The sequence below is a fragment of the Yersinia sp. LJYL362 genome (genome assembly GCF_048323875.1).
The window spans coordinates 1-17,136 of sequence record NZ_JBLWEX010000276.1 but is presented as its reverse complement, the minus strand read 5'-3'; the positions used below and the strand labels follow the sequence as shown (position 1 = coordinate 17,136).

The window sequence follows — 17,136 nt, the reverse complement described above, 5'->3', positions numbered from 1 at the left end:
AGAATAGTAGAAAATGGAAAAGATAATCCCAACGCTAGTATTTCAAAGCGAAACCAATGAATGTGGTTTGGCCTGTATTGCGATGCTGGCACAGACGCAAGGCATCAATGCGCCGCTGGAAAGCTTGCGTGAGCGTTATCCTGCCTCTGGGCATGGCACATCACTGGCCACGCTTTGTACTATTTTATCTGAGTTGGCAATACCGGCTTATCCGGTGGTGTTTGAACATCAGGAGCTGTCGGCCTTACCGCTGCCTGCCATCTTGCATTATGGTGCCAGCCATTATGTGCTGCTGGCGTATCGTAAAGGTAACTATGTCTGTGTCATGAACCCGGCTATCGGGCAGCAGTTACTGCCGCTGGATGCACTGAAAGCAGAAATCAGTGGTTATGCGCTGGTACTGGACCCGGAAACGCCCGCTTCACCTGACGCGCTGAAAAATATTGAACACAGCAAGCGACTCAGTGCGCTCGATTGCATGAGCTTGAAAGAAACCGCCAGTGTCCGCGGTATCTATTGGCTGATGACGTTGGCGTTTTTGATCTCGCTGACACTGTTTATTATGCCGACCATGGTCAGCAGCGCCATCAATGATGTGTTCTCTTCTGCGGGCGATAAAGATTTTCCCTATTTCTATTTTCTGCTGGCTTTTGTGGTCTCCACATCACTCGCTTTTTGCGTGCGATATATCACCGAGCGTTATATTAAACACTTTGTGGTACTTAACAGTGTCGCGGGTTTCTCTCGCTTGCTCAGTCACTCGCTGAACTTCTTTGATAAGCGAGCGCCGGGTGACATCTTTAGCCGGTTCTCTAACTGGCAGATGGCTGCAACGCAAAAAATCGAGCTGGATAACGGTCTGCGTACCGATTGGATAATCGGTGCCATCGCGCTGGCTGTGATGTGCTACATGAGTCCACTACTGGCGATGGTCTCTGCGATTGGTGTCATGTTGATGGGCCTTATCAGTATTTGGGCTATCTACCGTGACCGCTACTACACCCAGCAGTTGCAGGTCAAAAGTGCCGAGCAAAGTGATTTTATTCTGGAAACCATTCAGGGTTTTTCCACGATTAAATCGGCCGGTTTATCCAGCCAGCGCCAGGGGGTATTTGCTGGACTGGCGCTATCGTTATTCACGACGTTGCAGCAGAAGAAAATCTACGATCAGGTTAAAAATAGCCTGTATCAACTGATTGGCAGCCTGGAAATGGTGTTCTTTATGCTGCTGGCTTTGCCGCTGTTGAAGCAGGGAACACTGAGTCTGGGGGAGTTCTTCGCCTATAGCTTTGTGCGCGAGATTTTCACCTCCTATATCACCAAGATTTTCTATGCGATTTTGCAGAAAAACCAGTTGCACGTTATTGATATCCGCGCGCGCGATCTGTTTCCGGCTGGGCAGTCTACACCACCGGAAAAGCGTTCATCCATTCCGACCGCACCACCGACATTTACGCAGAAATTGGTCTATCAGAACATTCGCTTCGCCTACGATGCCAGCCAGCCGGTATTGCGTGATTTATCGCTGTCCCTGACGCGCGGGCAAAGTGTGGCAATTATCGGCGAGTCCGGTGCCGGGAAAAGTACTTTGCTAAAAGTGATGGCAGGATTGATGCCACCACAGCAAGGGCAGGTATTGGTCGATGGCGAAACTGTTGATTTCCAACAAGCACATGCTCTGTTCTTTCTGCAAAGTCAGGAAGACATTCTGTTTAATGCGTCGGTATTACAAAACATCACTTTGTTTGATGGGCATTTGGATACTGATAAGCACCAACGTATCGAACGCTCATTGCAAGGGCTGCAATTAACGCAAGTCATCGAAAAATTACCCGGTGGCCTCAACGCGCTGGTGCGCGAAAGTCACGCCGCGCTTTCATTGGGGCAACGTCAGCGGTTATTACTGGCTCGCGCTATGTACAGCGATTGTCCGGTATTGGTCCTGGATGAACCCACGGCCAACCTGGACGAAGAAACCGCTCAGCAGGTGATGCAGACTCTGCTCACTCACTGCCGTGACTATCAGAAAACATTGATAACCGTGACCCACAGCGAAAGTGTGTTACCGATGTTTGACTGTGTTTTCCGCTTAAACGACGGCCAATTGGTGCGCCATGCTCAACCGGTGTCCTCAAGTCGCCTGACGCCAGTGGCGGTTAGCTGATGCGTATCAACCTGAAAAATAAGAAACATCAGCTCATGCTGGTGCTGTTTATTGTTTCGTTGCTGATTATCAGCAGCGTCACTGCGTTGTCGATCTCGGATAGTCAGCAGGATGTGCCGCAGTTAACTGAAACCATTGGGCGCGGTGATATCGAACGGAATGTCATGGCAAGCGGCAGTTTAAAACCTTCATTGCAGGTCAATGTGGGCGCGCAGGTGAACGGGCAGCTAACCAAACTGTATGTCAAACAGGGAGATCGCGTGACCCGTGGTCAATTGTTGGCTGAGATAGATCCAACTTTGCAGCAAAACGAATTACGTAAATCGGAGGCTGAATTACAGAGCGCGCAGGCGCAGAAGCAGGCCAGTCAGGCCTTGTTACGCCAGTATCTGCTCGAGTTCCGCCGCCAACAGACCTTGGCAAAAGAAGGTTCTGGCGTGAAAAGTGCGCTGGAAAAAGCACAAGCGCAATATGACAGCCAGCTAGCGCAATTGCATGTAAATGAAGCGCAAATTGTGCAAAGCCAAATGGCGATGGAAACAGCAAAAGCTAATCTGGGCTTTACCCGCATCATGGCGCCGATTGACGGTGAAGTGCTGGGCATTGTCACTAAAGAGGGGCAAACCATTGTTTCCTCTCAAACCGCACCGACCATTTTGGTGCTGGCGAATGTCGATACCATGACGGTACACACCCGTATTTCAGAAACCGACATTCTCAAAGTCAGTGTAGGACAACCCTTGTGGTTCTATGTGGTCGCTGACCCCGAGCGTCGCTATGACAGCCGGATGGATGCTATTCAGGAAGCGTCGGCTGAAAGTTTGCGCGAAGACAGTTCTGGCTCAGCGAACAGCCAGCAACCTTCTGCGGTTTATTACAACGGCATATTCAACATTGCCAACCAAGAGCGGCTATTACGCACATCAATGACTGCGCAGGTATTCATTATCACGGCGCAGGCAAAAAATGTGTTGCGAGTGCCACTGTCTGCGTTGGGTGAGCAACAACCCGATAAGCGCTATCGGGTGCAGATTATCAACGGCAAACAGACGTCAGTGCGCTGGGTCTCTATTGGCCTGCGTAATGCGCAGTATGCCGAGGTGAAAGCGGGGCTGGCGCAGGGCGACCAAGTACTGTTGCTGGGAATGCCAGCGGGAGCCAGTAATGAACATTAATGCTGTTCATTCCGCTGATGCTAACGATAACCCATTGATTCAACTCAAGGGAATCTATCGCCATTTTGCTTCTGGCGCAGAGTCGGTGGCGGTGCTCAAGAATATCTCATTGTCGATTCACAGCGGTGAAATGGTGGCAATTATTGGTGCTTCTGGCTCCGGTAAATCGACATTAATGAATATCATCGGCTGTTTGGATAAGCCCACACAGGGCGAGATGTCGATTCATCATATCCCGACACGGCAGGCCAGCAGTGAACAATTGGCGCAATTACGCAGCCAGTACATCGGTTTTATTTTTCAGCGCTATCACCTGATGTCGTATTTAACTGCGACTGAGAATGTAGTTATCCCGGCGCTTTATACCGCAATGACCGCCACTGAACGCCATGAGCGTGCGGTGTATCTGTTGCGTCGTCTGGGTCTGGGGCAGCATTTGCTGCACAAACCGGCACAATTGTCAGGTGGGCAGCAGCAGCGAGTGAGCATTGCCCGAGCCTTGATGAATGGTGCCGGTATTATTTTGGCTGATGAACCTACTGGTGCGCTCGACCGCAGCAGTGGTCAGGAACTGATGGGCATTTTGCATGGTCTGCATCAGTCCGGCCACACCATTATTATCGTGACCCACGACCGCAATATTGCCAATCAGGCGCAGCGCATTATCGAAATTAGCGACGGAGAAATTATTGCCGATCGAACTAATGAGGCAATAGAGAGCAGCGCGATTCAGGCTGCATTACCTGCTCCGGTTGCCACCGGCCGGCCGCATTGGTGGTTGAGTGTTAGAGAAGCGATAAAAATGGCCTGGCGCGCCCTGTTAGGGCATCGAATTCGCGCCTTTTTATCAATGCTTGGCATCATTATCGGCATTTCGTCGGTGGTGTCCTCGATGGCGGTGGGCGAAGGCGCTCGTCAGGAAATTCTCAATGAAATTAGCCAATTGGGAACCAGCAATCTGGACATTCGCCCAGGGCTTGGTTGGGATAAACCGCGCTCGGATTTTGAGCGCGCGCTCTCGCAGGCAGATATCGAGCTACTGAGTCAGCAACCTTATGTCGATAGCCTGTCCCCAGTGGTGAGTAAAATGGTCGCTGCGGTGCGGGGCGACAAACAAGTGATGGTGTCGCTCTCTGGCGTTAGCCACGGATTCTTTCAGGTGAAAGGGCTGAATTTTTCTGTGGGTGATAGTTTTACCCAGAGCCACGTCAATGCGCGTGAGCCGGTCGTCATCCTGCAACCCGAACTTAGCGATACGCTGTTTGCTGCCGGGCAAAATCCACTCGGCGAGATTGTTCAGCTCGATGGTATTCCCTTGCGCGTGATCGGTGTCGCCAAGCGCGGTGGCTCATCTTTTGGCGGGTTACTTGCCGCGTGGATGCCTTATACCTCACTCACCGAGCGTATTTCAGGTGACATTCCGCTGGAGTCAATAGCTGTGCGGGTGCGCGAAGGTTACAACCTGAATAATGTGCAGCGCGATGTTGAGAAGTTACTGGAAAGTGCCCACGGTCAGCGCGATTTTTTCATTCTGAGCAATGACCAGATGAGTAAGGCAATTCAAAAAACCTCTGACTCGATGACACTACTGATCACCTCGATTGCCGCTATTTCGCTGCTGGTGGGCGGAGTTGGCGTGATGAATATCATGTTGGTGTCGGTAACTGAACGCACTCATGAAATCGGTATTCGTCTGTCGGTCGGTGCTCGTCCAAGTGACATCATGACTCAGTTCCTGATTGAAGCTGTGGTGATTTGTACCCTCGGCGGCCTGATTGGGATCGTCGGTTCGGCGCTGGCCGGGGTGGTCTTCTCGTGGGTTACCCAAGAGTTCACTATGATTTTCACCTGGCCACCGTTGGTGTTGGCTTGCAGTTTCTCCGCGCTTATCGGGTTGGGGTTTGGCTTTTTCCCGGCGCGCAATGCCGCTCGTTTGCATCCGACTGAGGCATTGGCACGAGAATGACCAGATTGATGATTAAACTTTCAATATTACTGATAAGCCTACTGCTTATGGGCTGTGGCTCATTACTGAAAAGCGAATATCAGCGACCGATGTTATCAGTTCCCGATGAGTGGCGAGTGAAAGATTCTGGGGGCGGTTACCTACATCATAGTGTGCATTGGTGGGAGAATTTTGACGATCCTCAACTGTCGGACAGCATCAGTCGCATGTTGGTCAGTAATAACGATTTGGCCACGGCAGGTCTTAAGTTGCAACAGGCACGCCTGACGGCAGGGCTAACCAATACCAACATGACACCGAACGTCACCTTGACCGGCGCGGGCAGCAACACTCGATCGCTTAATGAAAATACTCAGCCGCGCGAGAGCTACAGCACCTCGCTTGGGCTGAGTTACGAGCTGGACTTGTGGGGCAAACTGGCCCGCGCCCGTGAACAATCTGCGTGGCTGGTGAATGCCACCGAGCAGGACCGACAGGAAACGGCGCTGTCACTGATTGGCACCACCGCGGATCTCTATTGGCAGATTGCTAAGTTCAATCAGCAGTTGGGCTACCAACAGGCGGCGTTAGCTATTTCGCAAGATACGCTCAACATCGTGCGTTCACGGCTGGCGGCGGGTGATGCCAGTGAAATTGAGTTATTGCAGGCGCAACAAACTCTGCTGGATAGGCAAAATCAATATCAAAGCCTTGAGCAACAACGGGAAGCTGTGCGTAATGCCATGGCACTACTGTTTAACCGCGCCCCGGATTATCGCCAGGCCGAACGCCAATCATTGGATTTAAAACAACAAGTCGCGATAGCAAACAGTGTGCCACTACGAGTTATTGCTCAGCGGCCAGATGTGCAGGCGGCCGAGTGGCGCTTGCGTGCGGCATTGGCTGGCTCCGATGTAGCGCAACTGAATTTCTACCCGACACTTTCACTGGGAGCGACATTGGATGCCGGTAGTGCGGTGTTTTCACAATGGTTTAGCAACCCGAGCCGGACACTCAGTGCCAACAGTGCGTTGCCTTTCTTACAGTGGAACACCGTGCAACTCACCATTGACCAGTCAAAATTAGATGTGAAATTGGCCGCTGTGGATTTTCGCAGCAAGGTTTATAGCGCTCTTAAAGATGTCGATGACGCCATGACGGCACGGCTGAGCTATCAGCAGCAAAAACAGAATCAGTGGCAGAACTTACAACTTAGTCAGCGGAGGTTAACGCTGACTAATAGCCAATACCAGGCAGGTGCCGTTTCATTTCAGACCTTACTGGATGCGCAGGATGCCCTGCTGACCAGTGAAACCAGTTTGCTCGAACTTCAATATAACTATCTGAATGCCACCATGAAATTGTGGTTGGCGTTAGGTGGTGGTGTTGATAACAGCAGGGACAGTAAAGGAATTAAATCATGACAAATACAGTTAAACAGCGCCGGGTGGTTGTCACTGGGTACGGTAGTGTGACCCCGATGGGCATGACTGCGCAGCAAAGCTGGGAAGCTATTATGGATTATAAATTGGGCTATCGTTATTACGATAAATCCGCGCAGGGGATCAAGTCGCGCTTTTTTGGTCTGCTGGAGGCCGAACCTAATTTGAAATCAGTCCCTGCCGCAATACGTCGTCGCCTGCCGCGCTATGCCCGACTGGCATTGGCCGCCGCACGAGAGGCCATGACGATGGCATTCGCTGAGAAATCTGTCGCGGATTATTACGATTTGCTCGATTGCGGCACTATCATCGGTAGCGGCTGGGCAGGGCAGGATGAAACCCATGATAACTATGAAGGTTATCTGGAAACCGGGTTGGGTACCCCGTTTGGCTGTTTCTTATCGATGCCGAATGCGGGTACCGCAGCATGTAGCTTGTATTGGGGATTGCGCGGTTATCAGAACTCACCGATTGCCGCCTGCGCCACCGGCACCATAGCCATTGGTGATGCATTTGAAATTATCCGCAGCGGGCGAGCCTCCATGATGCTGGCCGGGGCGGGTGAGTCTCTGCGCAGTAATGCGGCAGTATGGAATATCGATATTTTGGGTGCCTTGGCGCGCGAACAGGAAGATGCCAGCAAAGCCAGTTGCCCATTCAGTTTGGACCGAAACGGTTTTGTGTTATCCGAAGGCGCGGCGGTGCTGTGTCTGGAAGAACGTGAAGGCGCGATTGCCCGTGGCGCTAACATTCTCGGCGAAATTAAAGGCTACGGTAACTATTCTGATGCGTTTGATTTCACTGCCCCGGCAGAAGACAAAGTGGCGCGGGTGAAAACCATTCAGCACGCCTTGCAACAAGCGGGTTTGAGCGCCGATGAGATTGATTATGTCAACTTACACGGCACCTCGACTCAGCTTAACGATCTGAATGAAACCCAAGCTATTAAGCAAGCCTTTGGTGCAGCGGCGTATACCACGCCACTGTCGAGTACCAAATCCTATTCTGGGCATTTGATTGCCGCGGCGGGTAGCTTTGAATCCATTATCTGCCTGCAAGCGCTGGAACATCAGATGATGCCCGCGACCTGTAATCTGAAAAATGCTGACCCGCAATGTGACCTTGATTACATCAGTGAAGGGCATCGGCCAAAAACCTTGCGCAATACGCTGAACCTGAGCTTCGGTTTTGGTGGTGCGAATGCCGCATTGGTTATCGGGTTGGATTAAGTATGAACTCGACTTTTAACTACCACTACAGCCTGAACGACGCCGAGCTTTGGGCTGAATTTTCCGGTGATTACAACCCGATCCATTTTGACCTGCAACACGCACGGCATCTGGGTCAGGAGCAACTGACTGTTCACGGTATGCGCGCCATGCTGGATATCAAGTATCAACTCAGTACGGCGCTATTACCGTTTTTGCCGGAGGTTGAATTCCTGCGTTTTAACGCCCGCTTACGTCAGCCGGTACAGTGTCATACCTCGTATCAACTGCAACTCAGCGAAGTGGCAGGGCAGGTGAGCGGTAATCTGATGGATATTGGCAGTGGTGAAAGTTGTTTTACCGGCAAACTGCGCAGTGCGCCGGCACTGGTGCAAACGGGCACTGAATGGGTTTCTTTATCTGCGGATGACGTTTTCCAGTTCAGCCAGCAATTCCTGGGTGATGCATCACAACCGGCTGAATGTTGGAGTTTTTTCGATGCCTTATTGTTCAAGCTATTGGTCGCTGCGCCGCAAACACTGGCTACGGCTAAACAAGTGTTACCGGGGATTGAAGCTGAAACTTTGATTGATGTTTTTAAGTCGGTGCCGGTTATCCAGACTCACCACGATGTGCATTTCAGTACAGATTTGCTGCGCATCAATCATCCAAATGTATTTGTCCGCAGTGCTCTGCACTACGCCATCGAACCGACACTGATTGTCGGAAACCCTACCGATGGCTGGGTATTGCGCGCGTCTATTGCGGCCCGTTCCGACTTAGGGCCATTAATTACCACAGCAGTAACATTGAAAACGTGGCCGTTAGCCGCGCATTAAAAAGGATAAGACCATGGAAAAGTATCAACAAGTTTATGACACCGTATGTGAAATGTTGTGTGACGCCAAAGACCTGGAAATGTCAGCACTGTCACCAGAGATGCCACTGTACCAGTTAAAACTCGACAGTCTGGATTATGTCGAACTGATGGTGCTGGCAAAGCGCGAATTCAGTGCCACGCTGAACGCAGAGATGTTTATGGAAAATCCGGACATGACGTTAGGAGAGCTTTGCCAGAAGTTGGCCGAGCAGAAGAAATAATAATATGAACAGGCAATGGGTGTTAATTACCGGTGGTAGCCGTGGCATTGGCCGCGCATTGGTCGAAGAGCTTGCCAAAGAGTGGAATGTTGTTTTTACCTGGCGCAACGGTGAACAGCAGAGCCGCGATGTCATTGCAAGCTGTGAAGGGCTGCCCGGTCAAGTGACCTGCTATCGCTGTGATGGTAGCAATGAAGCGGATGTTGATACGCTGGCACCGCAATTGCTGGAAAAATACGGCCCACCCGGCGCGGTAATTCATAATGCAGGCATTACTGGCGATAGTTTACATATTCAGCAAAATGGTGATAACTGGCGCAGTGTGCTGGATACCAATCTGAATGCGGTTTTCTACTGGAATAAGCATGTCTTGCCGCAAATGATGATGCAGGGCGAGGGGGCAGTCTTGCTGATGTCTTCAGTGAGTGCGATTAAAGGCAATATCGGCCAGAGCGCCTATGGTGCCAGTAAAGCGGCGCTGATTGGTCTGGGGCGTTCGCTGGCGCTTGAGATGGGGCGTTTTAATATTCGCGTTAACTGCATGCTGCCTGGCGTTATCGACAGCGATATGACCCGCGACATGCCTGCTGATGCCTTAAAAGGATTACGTAAGCAGATACCATTACGCCGCTTAGGGAATGCGCAAGAAGTCGCTCGCGTTAGTGCCTTTATGATAGGCAATGACAGCCGTTATATGACCGGGCAGACTTTGGTGTTAGATGGCGGGTTGACGGCGTGATACCGTTATAAAAATTGCCAGGGATGGTAATGCCATTAAAACCATACGTGATTGCCAGCCCAGATAAGCTGGCAATCAACAGTTGCTACTTAGAAATTAATCCGGAAACCAATGTTGGCCATCACCGGTGACTCAACATGCGTACCTTTACGATAATTGGCTTCAGCATAAACCGAAGTTTGTTTAGTCAGGCTAACATCCATGCCCAGCCCGTATTTAGCCGTATTGCCAGAGAAATCATTATTAAAATCATTTTCTTGGTTGATGGTCACCGTGTTGGATGTCATAAACTCTCGTTCTATTGCGACCTTGGCGTAAGGACGAATGATTGCACCATTTTTCAGGTCAAATTTCGTTCCAACGTGAGTCCCTAATTCGCTTTTTGCTGAACGATTATCATCAATACTCGCTTTCATACCATTATTGAGTGCAATATCTTTAGCTTGTGCGGTGTAATAACTGGCACGAGCATAAGGTTCAACAAACCAATTATCAGACAGTTTGTAATGATAACCTATCTCAAGTGAACCACCTGCAGCATGTTGATTGTAATCGCTTTGTGCTGAACCGCCGTTTGTCATATTTGCATTCAGTGAGTTGTTAAAGCGGTTAGCCTTCAGGACAGTGTCAATATAATAGCCGCTGTTATCGAAATAACTGCCGTAAGCGCCCAGGCTATAACTATCAACCTTACTGTGCCCGCCACGAGCATGCTTCAAACTGTTATTGCTATAAGAAGTAAAACCACCCAAGACTAACTGGCCTGAAGACAAACCAAATACCTTATCTGTGCCTATTTCAAAACCATCTTGCTGTAAACGATATGCAGCACCATGGGCAGCATTGACACGCGTATTATTGGTTAAATAGCGGCCCCAAACACTGGCGTTTTCACCTTTACTGCTATTTAAATCACCTTTGCGCAAACGCAGATTTTGCAATTCACCATCAAAAATAAACTGGTTAGCTGAGGCCATACTTAATACAGCATCTGTAGATGGTGTTGTTTTCATTTCTATTTCTGGGGTTGGACCAGGGGCAAGACCTGCATCCAGAGTACTACCCAAATACCACAAGTTCCCCCCAGCTCGTGTCGAGTTATCCCACTTTTTCAAGCCGTAAACGTATGTACCACCGTCAATTTCAGTGATATTGGCTCCTGAGAATGAAGCCAGTGAGAATTGTGCTTGACCACTGAGATCGTGGATAAGGTCTAAGGTCGTCTCACCCGGAGCGGTTATTTCGGCGCCAGAGTCATTTACCATCACTTTGTGCGAACCACTGGCATTCGCGATAGTGACAAAGTTGCCTTTGCCTTCGGCAATCGAGGTGTTGAACAGGAAAGAACCTGCACCGGAAAGTGTACCAATATTTAATGAGGTATACTGACTGCCAGTACCTGACTGAAAGGCTACCTCGCCTCCATTTAAAATCAATTCATCAACAGTTGCTGAGGCATTATTTGCGGCATTATATCGTACGACTAAACGGGTATTTTCACCGTTAAGAACTACATTTTGAGCATATGCCCCATTAGTCTCATTAGTATCAAGATAAATAGCAGCAGCATTATTAACTTGTGTCAGCCCGGTTAATTTTCCTCCGGCCCGAACCCAAGAATAAGCACTATCAAATAAGGTGGTATCTTGTGATTCACCACCCGCATATATATTTTGGTATGAGGTTCCGTTAAGTATTGTGGTGCTAGCAAGCCCAGAATCATCAATGCGTTGGTAGGCGTTATCATAAAATTTCGCACCAACACTATGACCATTTGCAGCTACAATTTGACGGCTAGAATCCACAAATTCAGAATCATATGATGTGGCTTTGGTATCCCAGTTCCGATCTTCTCTCTTTATACCCCATAGCATTTCATAGGAGGTATCTTGATAGCGGCTATTAGTAATATAAGGGTTGAATTCGATACTGCCATCTTCCTTAGTCTCAGTATAAGTTGAGCCATCCATAGCAAACTGGGTAGAGACAATCACCGCTGAGTTACCTTTGGCTATTGTCTGATCAGCCGATGTCATGACCCACATCAGGCTATTATTCAATGTGGTATTTTCTGCCCGACCTTCATAAGTGGGGCCACCTTGATAATGAGTGCCAGTGATAGTAAAAGTACTGTTATTGACTTCGGTATAACGGATAGTGCCCAAGGCAACGGATGAAGCGAAATAATTGTGAGGATAATATAATTTATATCCTTCACCATTAAAGACAAAATGATTATCTGCAGTGCCGGCTGTTACACCGTCTCCCAGCGAAATACTGTGAAATTCGCCCGCACCGAATTTAGTTTGTTCGCAAATATCACTGACTACATAATCGCCACAGGGGGCTGCATTTACAGTCATAGAACTTGAGGCATAAATAATAGATGAAATAGCAATGCTTAAATAGGTTCTTTTTATATGGGTATTCATTACGACAAGCTTCCTGGTTGTTTTATTAATTTATTGGTATTTACGTATTCTCATTTGATACGTTATTGTTTAAGGTGCTTATTTATTTAATAAATGAAGTTCATAACTGATATGGTTATGACTATTTGAACTGATTGATTAATTCAAATTAATAAATTTATATGGCCTAAATCAGAGAAGGGATGGTAACAAACTAACGAATGGCAAAGTATGAGGACATAGCCCAATCTCTGTGGGAAATTTCCCATAAAGGCGTGAAAGTGATCCAGATCAATATTCGGGAGGCAGAGGGGGATATTCCGCAAATCATACCGTCTAAGCAATATTTTAGCTGCTGGTGAGGGCAAATATCCGCAGAGAGTGAGTTCTGCGGATATTGAGATATAACTTCTTGTTATTGGTGTGGAATATATTCCCCGGTCAGGCTTTCAAGGAAAGCGACGATATCGTTAATATCTTGTGGTGGCAGGTTAGTACCCACCTGATATTTCAACATCATTTCAACTGCCTGATTCAAATTCTCAGCTTGAGCATCGTGGAAATAAGGGGCTGTCAGAGCAATATTACGCAGACCCGGTGTTTTAAAGCGGTAGGTTGCTTTGACATTTATGGTTTTTATCCAGCCAATACCCCATTCATTGAATGGGGTTGTCTCTGGGCTGTGCTGAGTGACGGTTGAGTTTTATCAAGCGACTAGGCGCGTTTATTATGGCGCGCCCAATTATCACGACTCTTCTGCCATTTTTTTTAACCACCGAACAAAGGCATTAATTTTCGGCCATTGTCGGTCGGACAGTGTCGAGATGTAATAGCGTTGCTCACACTTCACCTCCATGCCGGGGAACGGCATAATTAGCTCTTCATTTTCCAGCCGTTTAGTCACCAATTTTTTACGTCCCATGGCAACACCAACATGATTCATGGCGGCAATAATTGCCAAGTCTGAGCGGTCAAAACCCATACTGCGCTGCATGGGATCTATCTCAAAACCAGCTTGTTGACTCCAGCTGTTCCACTCACTGCTATCGGAATCATAACTCCAGGCTTGTCGGTCGTGCAGCAAGGTACATTGCCTAAGATTGTTCAGATTGCCCTTAAGCTGATGTTTTTCTGCATATTCCGGGCTGCATACTGGCACCATTGATTCATCCATTAAGTGTTGATAGGACAATTTCTCCGGTATTTTGTCGTCAAAATAAATAGCCAAATCAATGCCGCCGCCCTGAAAGTTGACATTCTCATTGCCGGTCAAAATATTCAAACTAATGGCGGGATAGTGATGGGCGAAATCAGCCAGTTTGGGTACCAGCCAGCATTGGGCAATGGAGGGGCGAGAATAAACGGTAAGTGTGCCAGACAGTTCCTGATTCTTTATTTCCAGAATTTCTTGATTCAGATATTCCAGAGAAGATTTTAGTACCCAAAATACTCTTTCTCCCTCACTGGTCAGTTCCACTTTGCGGTGAAAACGCTGGAATAGCTTGAAACCTAATTCCTCTTCAAGGCTATTAATCCGGTGGCTGACGGCGCTCGGGCTTATCGATAACTCATCGGCGGCCAGCGCAAACGAGCAATGTCGCGCGGCAATTTCAAACGTATAGAGCTTAGATAGCTGATAGCCATTCAATAACTTATTACGGGTGATATAGCTTTTTTCCGGGTACATAGCGGCCTCTCAGACAATCTATTGTATCCAGATAGCATACCGCAATGACCGACAAAGTAGATGTTTAAGATTATCTAATATGATTCAAACCAGGGTTAATAGAGAAACTTTGACCGATATTGCATTTTTGATTCAATCTGGCTCATCTGAAAGACGTTTTTTATCATTTGTCAGTACCGGCCAATTCTTATTCAATGGAGGAAGAACTTATTATTAGAAGAGGTTGGCTATGGACTCACAAATATGGGTGGTGGGGACGTTATTAACGAGCATCATTATTATTATTTTCACCATTGTAAAACTGAAAATACATCCTTTCCTCGCCCTGTTATTAGCCAGTTTTTATGTCGGGCTATTGATGGGTATGAATCCACTGGAGATGGTGAACTCCATTGAAGGAGGGATTGGCGGAACATTGGGTTTCCTGGCAGCAGTGATTGGGCTGGGAACCATCTTAGGGAAAATGATGGAAATATCCGGTGCAGCTGAGCGCATCGGTATCGCCTTGCAGCGCTGTCGATGGTTATCACCGGATGTCACTATGGTGCTGGTCGGGTTAATCTGCGGTATTACCCTGTTTGTTGAAGTTGGGGTTGTCTTATTGATTCCATTGGCATTTTCTATTGCCAAAAAAACCAATACCTCATTGTTGAAGTTGGCTATCCCGCTGTGTACGGCGCTGATGGCGGTGCATTGTGTCGTGCCACCACATCCGGCAGCTATGTATGTTACCAATGCCCTAGGGGCTGATATTGGTACAGTAATTGTTTACGGCTTGGTCGTCGGGCTGGCCGCGTCATTAATCGGTGGGCCACTGTTCCTGCGCATTGTGGGTCAACGCTTGCCATTTAAAGCAGTGCCGCAAGCATTTTCCGAAGTGAAAATCCGTAATGAGGATGAATTACCGTCCTTGGGGGCTACTTTATTTACTGTATTACTGCCGATTATTTTGATGTTAGCGAAAACAGCCGCCGAGCTGAATATGGAAAAGGGCACCACGCTCTATTTAATATTAGAGTTCATCGGTAACCCAATTACTGCCATGTTTATTGCGGCGTTTGTTGCCTATTACACATTAGGCATTCGGCAAAATATGGGGATGAGTACCCTGTTGGTAAAAACGGAAGAGAGCTTTTCTTCTATCGCCAATATTCTATTAATCATCGGTGCTGGTGGGGCATTTAACGGAATATTAAAAGCCAGCGGGTTGGCAGATTCGTTGGCGGTAATTTTATCAAATCTGGATATGCACCCTATTCTATTGGCATGGTTGGTCGCACTGATTCTGCATGCTGCGGTGGGTTCTGCGACGGTTGCGATGATGGGGGCAACTGCCATTGTTTCACCAATTTTACCGATGTACCCCAATGTCAGCCCAGAGATTATTACTCTGGCTATCGGCTCCGGCGCAATTGGTTTCACCATCGTCACTGACTCGCTATTCTGGTTAGTAAAACAATATTGCGGCGCGACGCTAAGCGAGACATTTAAATATTACACCACCGCGACCTTTATCGCGTCGGTGATTGCATTGGGTACCACTTTCCTGCTTTCTTACATCATATGATCGAAAAGAGACATTCTATGAACAGCACTAAAATTGATAAATTAATTACCGACTATCCATTGGTCAAAAATCTTATCAATCTGGAAGAGGTGACGTGGTTTAATCCGCAGGCGACCACCCTGGAAAAGGGGCTGCCTTATGTCGGGTTGTCGCAGCAGGATGTTGCCGATGCCGAGGCCCGGTTGCAACGTTTTGCCCCTTATTTGTGTCAGGCATTTCCTGAAACCCAAAAAACAAACGGCATTATCGAGTCGGACATTGTGGCTATCCCTGCCATGCAGAATGCCTTGCAACAGCGCTATGGGGTGGAGATAACGGGTCGCTTACTATTGAAAAAAGACAGTCACTTGCCTATTTCCGGCTCCATTAAAGCCCGTGGTGGCATTTATGAAGTACTAACCCATGCGGAAAAACTGGCGCTACAGGCCGGTTTATTGCAAGAAACCGATGATTACAGCAAGTTGTTTTCCGATGATTTTCGCCAGTTCTTCAGTCAATACCGCATTGCGGTAGGGTCGACCGGCAATCTGGGAATGTCAATTGGCATCATGAGTGCCAAGTTGGGATTCAGTGTCAGTGTGCATATGTCGGCTGATGCCCGTGAATGGAAAAAACGTAAACTACGCGAACATGGCGTCAATGTGGTTGAGTATGCACAGGACTATGGCGTGGCAGTGGCGCAGGGGCGCAAGCAGGCGGAGTCTGATCCAAATTGCTTCTTTATCGATGATGAAAATTCACCCACCTTATTCTTAGGGTATTCGGTGGCGGGCGGCCGGTTGAAACAGCAGTTCGCCGAGCAACAGATAGTGGTAGATGAAAATCATCCGTTATTCGTTTATCTCCCCTGTGGTGTGGGCGGAGGCCCCGGTGGGGTGGCGTTCGGATTGAAACTGGCCTTCGGTGACCATGTGCATTGTATTTTTGCCGAGCCAACTCATTCGCCGTGCATGTTATTGGGGGTTTATACCGGTTTGCATGATGGCATTGCTGTACAAGACATCGGTATTGATAACATTACTGCCGCAGATGGTTTGGCCGTCGGACGGGCGTCCGGCTTTGTTGGTCGGGCTATGGAGCATTTACTGGATGGGTTCTATACCTTAAGTGATGCTGAAATGTATGACCTGCTTGGTTTACTCAATCAGTATGAAGGTATTCGACTGGAGCCGTCAGCATTAGCGGGGATGCCAGGCCCGGCGCGGGTTAGCAGCAGTTCGGATTATTTAGAGCAGCATCATTTTAGCGCCGAGAAAATACGTAATGCGACCCATCTGGTTTGGGCGACAGGTGGTGGTATGGTGCCGGTTGAAGAGATGGAGAAGTACCTCGCAACCGCCAAAATTTGATTTTTACCCTGCACAGAAAAGGCGCAAATTTGCACTTTTTCTGTGCGTTTAGCCTGCACTGACTCAATCACTTTCCTATCCTTTCATTATCCTGCTCATGCTGGTTATTCAGCACTAAATAAAAATAGATATTTAACTACAGTCAGTTACTAAAAATCCTTTCACTTATTTTCTCCCTCGGTCCTCGCTGGCACAGTTCATGCTTATGTCATTACATTCAAGTTACTTGAATACACTTCACACTACTTTAAATGGGGCGGCAATCATGACACGACGTAAACAGGCGATACCTCTGTGCTGGGCAATGCTGTGTGCTGCCAGCGTATTTTCTGGCGCGGTTCACAGCGC

Annotated in this window: 12 protein-coding genes and 1 pseudogene; 10 read left to right on the top strand and 3 right to left on the bottom strand. The window is 48.3% G+C overall.

The genetic code is table 11. The features are described from left to right. Nucleotides 1–13: 13 nt before the first annotated feature. Genes ACNSO8_RS17640 through ACNSO8_RS17605 form a run of 8 tightly spaced genes read left to right on the top strand, consistent with a single transcriptional unit; the run spans nucleotide 14 to nucleotide 9,774 of the window. Nucleotides 14–2,164, top strand: coding sequence for a peptidase domain-containing ABC transporter (locus tag ACNSO8_RS17640; protein WP_046695409.1), 2,151 nt, complete (start codon nucleotides 14–16; stop codon nucleotides 2,162–2,164). Continuing rightward, a complete protein-coding gene (locus ACNSO8_RS17635; RefSeq protein WP_418395394.1) occupies nucleotides 2,164–3,339 on the top strand; it encodes an efflux RND transporter periplasmic adaptor subunit in 1,176 nt (391 codons plus the stop codon). Before ACNSO8_RS17640 ends, ACNSO8_RS17635 begins: the two co-directional genes overlap by 1 nt. Then, nucleotides 3,329–5,305: an ABC transporter permease gene (locus ACNSO8_RS17630; protein WP_418395393.1), complete on the top strand. Its 1,977-nt coding sequence runs from the start codon at nucleotides 3,329–3,331 to the stop codon at nucleotides 5,303–5,305. The genes ACNSO8_RS17635 and ACNSO8_RS17630 overlap by 11 nt, the downstream gene beginning before the upstream one ends. Beyond that, entirely contained in the window at nucleotides 5,302–6,708 is a 1,407-nt protein-coding gene (locus tag ACNSO8_RS17625) for an efflux transporter outer membrane subunit (protein WP_418395392.1), read from the top strand. Before ACNSO8_RS17630 ends, ACNSO8_RS17625 begins: the two co-directional genes overlap by 4 nt. Continuing rightward, nucleotides 6,705–7,955 (top strand): beta-ketoacyl-[acyl-carrier-protein] synthase family protein, encoded by a 1,251-nt coding sequence (locus ACNSO8_RS17620; protein ID WP_418395391.1) that lies wholly within the window; start codon nucleotides 6,705–6,707, stop codon nucleotides 7,953–7,955. The genes ACNSO8_RS17625 and ACNSO8_RS17620 overlap by 4 nt, the downstream gene beginning before the upstream one ends. 2 nt (nucleotides 7,956–7,957) lie before the next feature. Then, a complete protein-coding gene (locus tag ACNSO8_RS17615; protein WP_418395390.1) occupies nucleotides 7,958–8,773 on the top strand; it encodes a hypothetical protein in 816 nt (271 codons plus the stop codon). A gap of 13 nt (nucleotides 8,774–8,786) precedes the next feature. Further along, on the top strand, nucleotides 8,787–9,035 hold the full coding sequence (locus ACNSO8_RS17610) for an acyl carrier protein (RefSeq protein ID WP_019080420.1): 249 nt from the start codon (nucleotides 8,787–8,789) through the stop codon (nucleotides 9,033–9,035). Nucleotides 9,036–9,039: 4 nt separating this feature from the next. Next, the gene (locus tag ACNSO8_RS17605) at nucleotides 9,040–9,774 is read left to right on the top strand and encodes an SDR family NAD(P)-dependent oxidoreductase (protein ID WP_019083911.1); all 735 of its coding nucleotides are present in this window, start codon (nucleotides 9,040–9,042) and stop codon (nucleotides 9,772–9,774) included. An 89-nt stretch (nucleotides 9,775–9,863) separates the two neighbouring features. Here the strand turns inward: ACNSO8_RS17605 and ACNSO8_RS17600 are convergent, their stop codons facing one another. The 3 genes and pseudogenes from ACNSO8_RS17600 to dsdC form a co-directional block, all read right to left on the bottom strand. Continuing rightward, the gene (locus tag ACNSO8_RS17600; RefSeq protein WP_050158649.1) at nucleotides 9,864–12,206 is read right to left on the bottom strand and encodes an autotransporter outer membrane beta-barrel domain-containing protein; all 2,343 of its coding nucleotides are present in this window, start codon (nucleotides 12,204–12,206) and stop codon (nucleotides 9,864–9,866) included. 394 nt (nucleotides 12,207–12,600) lie between these two features. Beyond that, a pseudogene (locus ACNSO8_RS17595) lies at nucleotides 12,601–12,798 on the bottom strand (cytochrome-c peroxidase); the annotation flags it as partial. A 132-nt stretch (nucleotides 12,799–12,930) separates the two neighbouring features. Continuing rightward, nucleotides 12,931–13,872 (bottom strand): DNA-binding transcriptional regulator DsdC, encoded by a 942-nt coding sequence (dsdC, locus tag ACNSO8_RS17590; protein WP_019080415.1) that lies wholly within the window; start codon nucleotides 13,870–13,872, stop codon nucleotides 12,931–12,933. A 229-nt stretch (nucleotides 13,873–14,101) separates the two neighbouring features. Between dsdC and dsdX the strand changes: the two genes are divergently transcribed. Both dsdX and ACNSO8_RS17580 read left to right on the top strand, forming a co-directional pair. Further along, nucleotides 14,102–15,439: a D-serine transporter DsdX gene (gene dsdX / locus ACNSO8_RS17585; protein ID WP_418395389.1), complete on the top strand. Its 1,338-nt coding sequence runs from the start codon at nucleotides 14,102–14,104 to the stop codon at nucleotides 15,437–15,439. A gap of 17 nt (nucleotides 15,440–15,456) precedes the next feature. After that, nucleotides 15,457–16,788: a D-serine ammonia-lyase gene (locus ACNSO8_RS17580; protein ID WP_418395388.1), complete on the top strand. Its 1,332-nt coding sequence runs from the start codon at nucleotides 15,457–15,459 to the stop codon at nucleotides 16,786–16,788. The last annotated feature ends 348 nt before the right edge of the window (nucleotides 16,789–17,136 follow it).

What these genes read in the sequence shown, in the direction of transcription:
- ACNSO8_RS17640 (WP_046695409.1), top strand. Translation starts at nt 14, where the DNA reads ATGGAAAAGATAATCCCAACGCTAGTATTTCAAAGCGAAACCAATGAA.
- ACNSO8_RS17635 (WP_418395394.1), top strand. Translation starts at nt 2,164, where the DNA reads ATGCGTATCAACCTGAAAAATAAGAAACATCAGCTCATGCTGGTGCTG.
- ACNSO8_RS17630 (WP_418395393.1), top strand. Translation starts at nt 3,329, where the DNA reads ATGAACATTAATGCTGTTCATTCCGCTGATGCTAACGATAACCCATTG.
- ACNSO8_RS17625 (WP_418395392.1), top strand. Translation starts at nt 5,302, where the DNA reads ATGACCAGATTGATGATTAAACTTTCAATATTACTGATAAGCCTACTG.
- ACNSO8_RS17620 (WP_418395391.1), top strand. Translation starts at nt 6,705, where the DNA reads ATGACAAATACAGTTAAACAGCGCCGGGTGGTTGTCACTGGGTACGGT.
- ACNSO8_RS17615 (WP_418395390.1), top strand. Translation starts at nt 7,958, where the DNA reads ATGAACTCGACTTTTAACTACCACTACAGCCTGAACGACGCCGAGCTT.
- ACNSO8_RS17610 (WP_019080420.1), top strand. Translation starts at nt 8,787, where the DNA reads ATGGAAAAGTATCAACAAGTTTATGACACCGTATGTGAAATGTTGTGT.
- ACNSO8_RS17605 (WP_019083911.1), top strand. Translation starts at nt 9,040, where the DNA reads ATGAACAGGCAATGGGTGTTAATTACCGGTGGTAGCCGTGGCATTGGC.
- ACNSO8_RS17600 (WP_050158649.1), bottom strand. Translation starts at nt 12,206, where the DNA reads ATGAATACCCATATAAAAAGAACCTATTTAAGCATTGCTATTTCATCT.
- dsdC (WP_019080415.1), bottom strand. Translation starts at nt 13,872, where the DNA reads ATGTACCCGGAAAAAAGCTATATCACCCGTAATAAGTTATTGAATGGC.
- dsdX (WP_418395389.1), top strand. Translation starts at nt 14,102, where the DNA reads ATGGACTCACAAATATGGGTGGTGGGGACGTTATTAACGAGCATCATT.
- ACNSO8_RS17580 (WP_418395388.1), top strand. Translation starts at nt 15,457, where the DNA reads ATGAACAGCACTAAAATTGATAAATTAATTACCGACTATCCATTGGTC.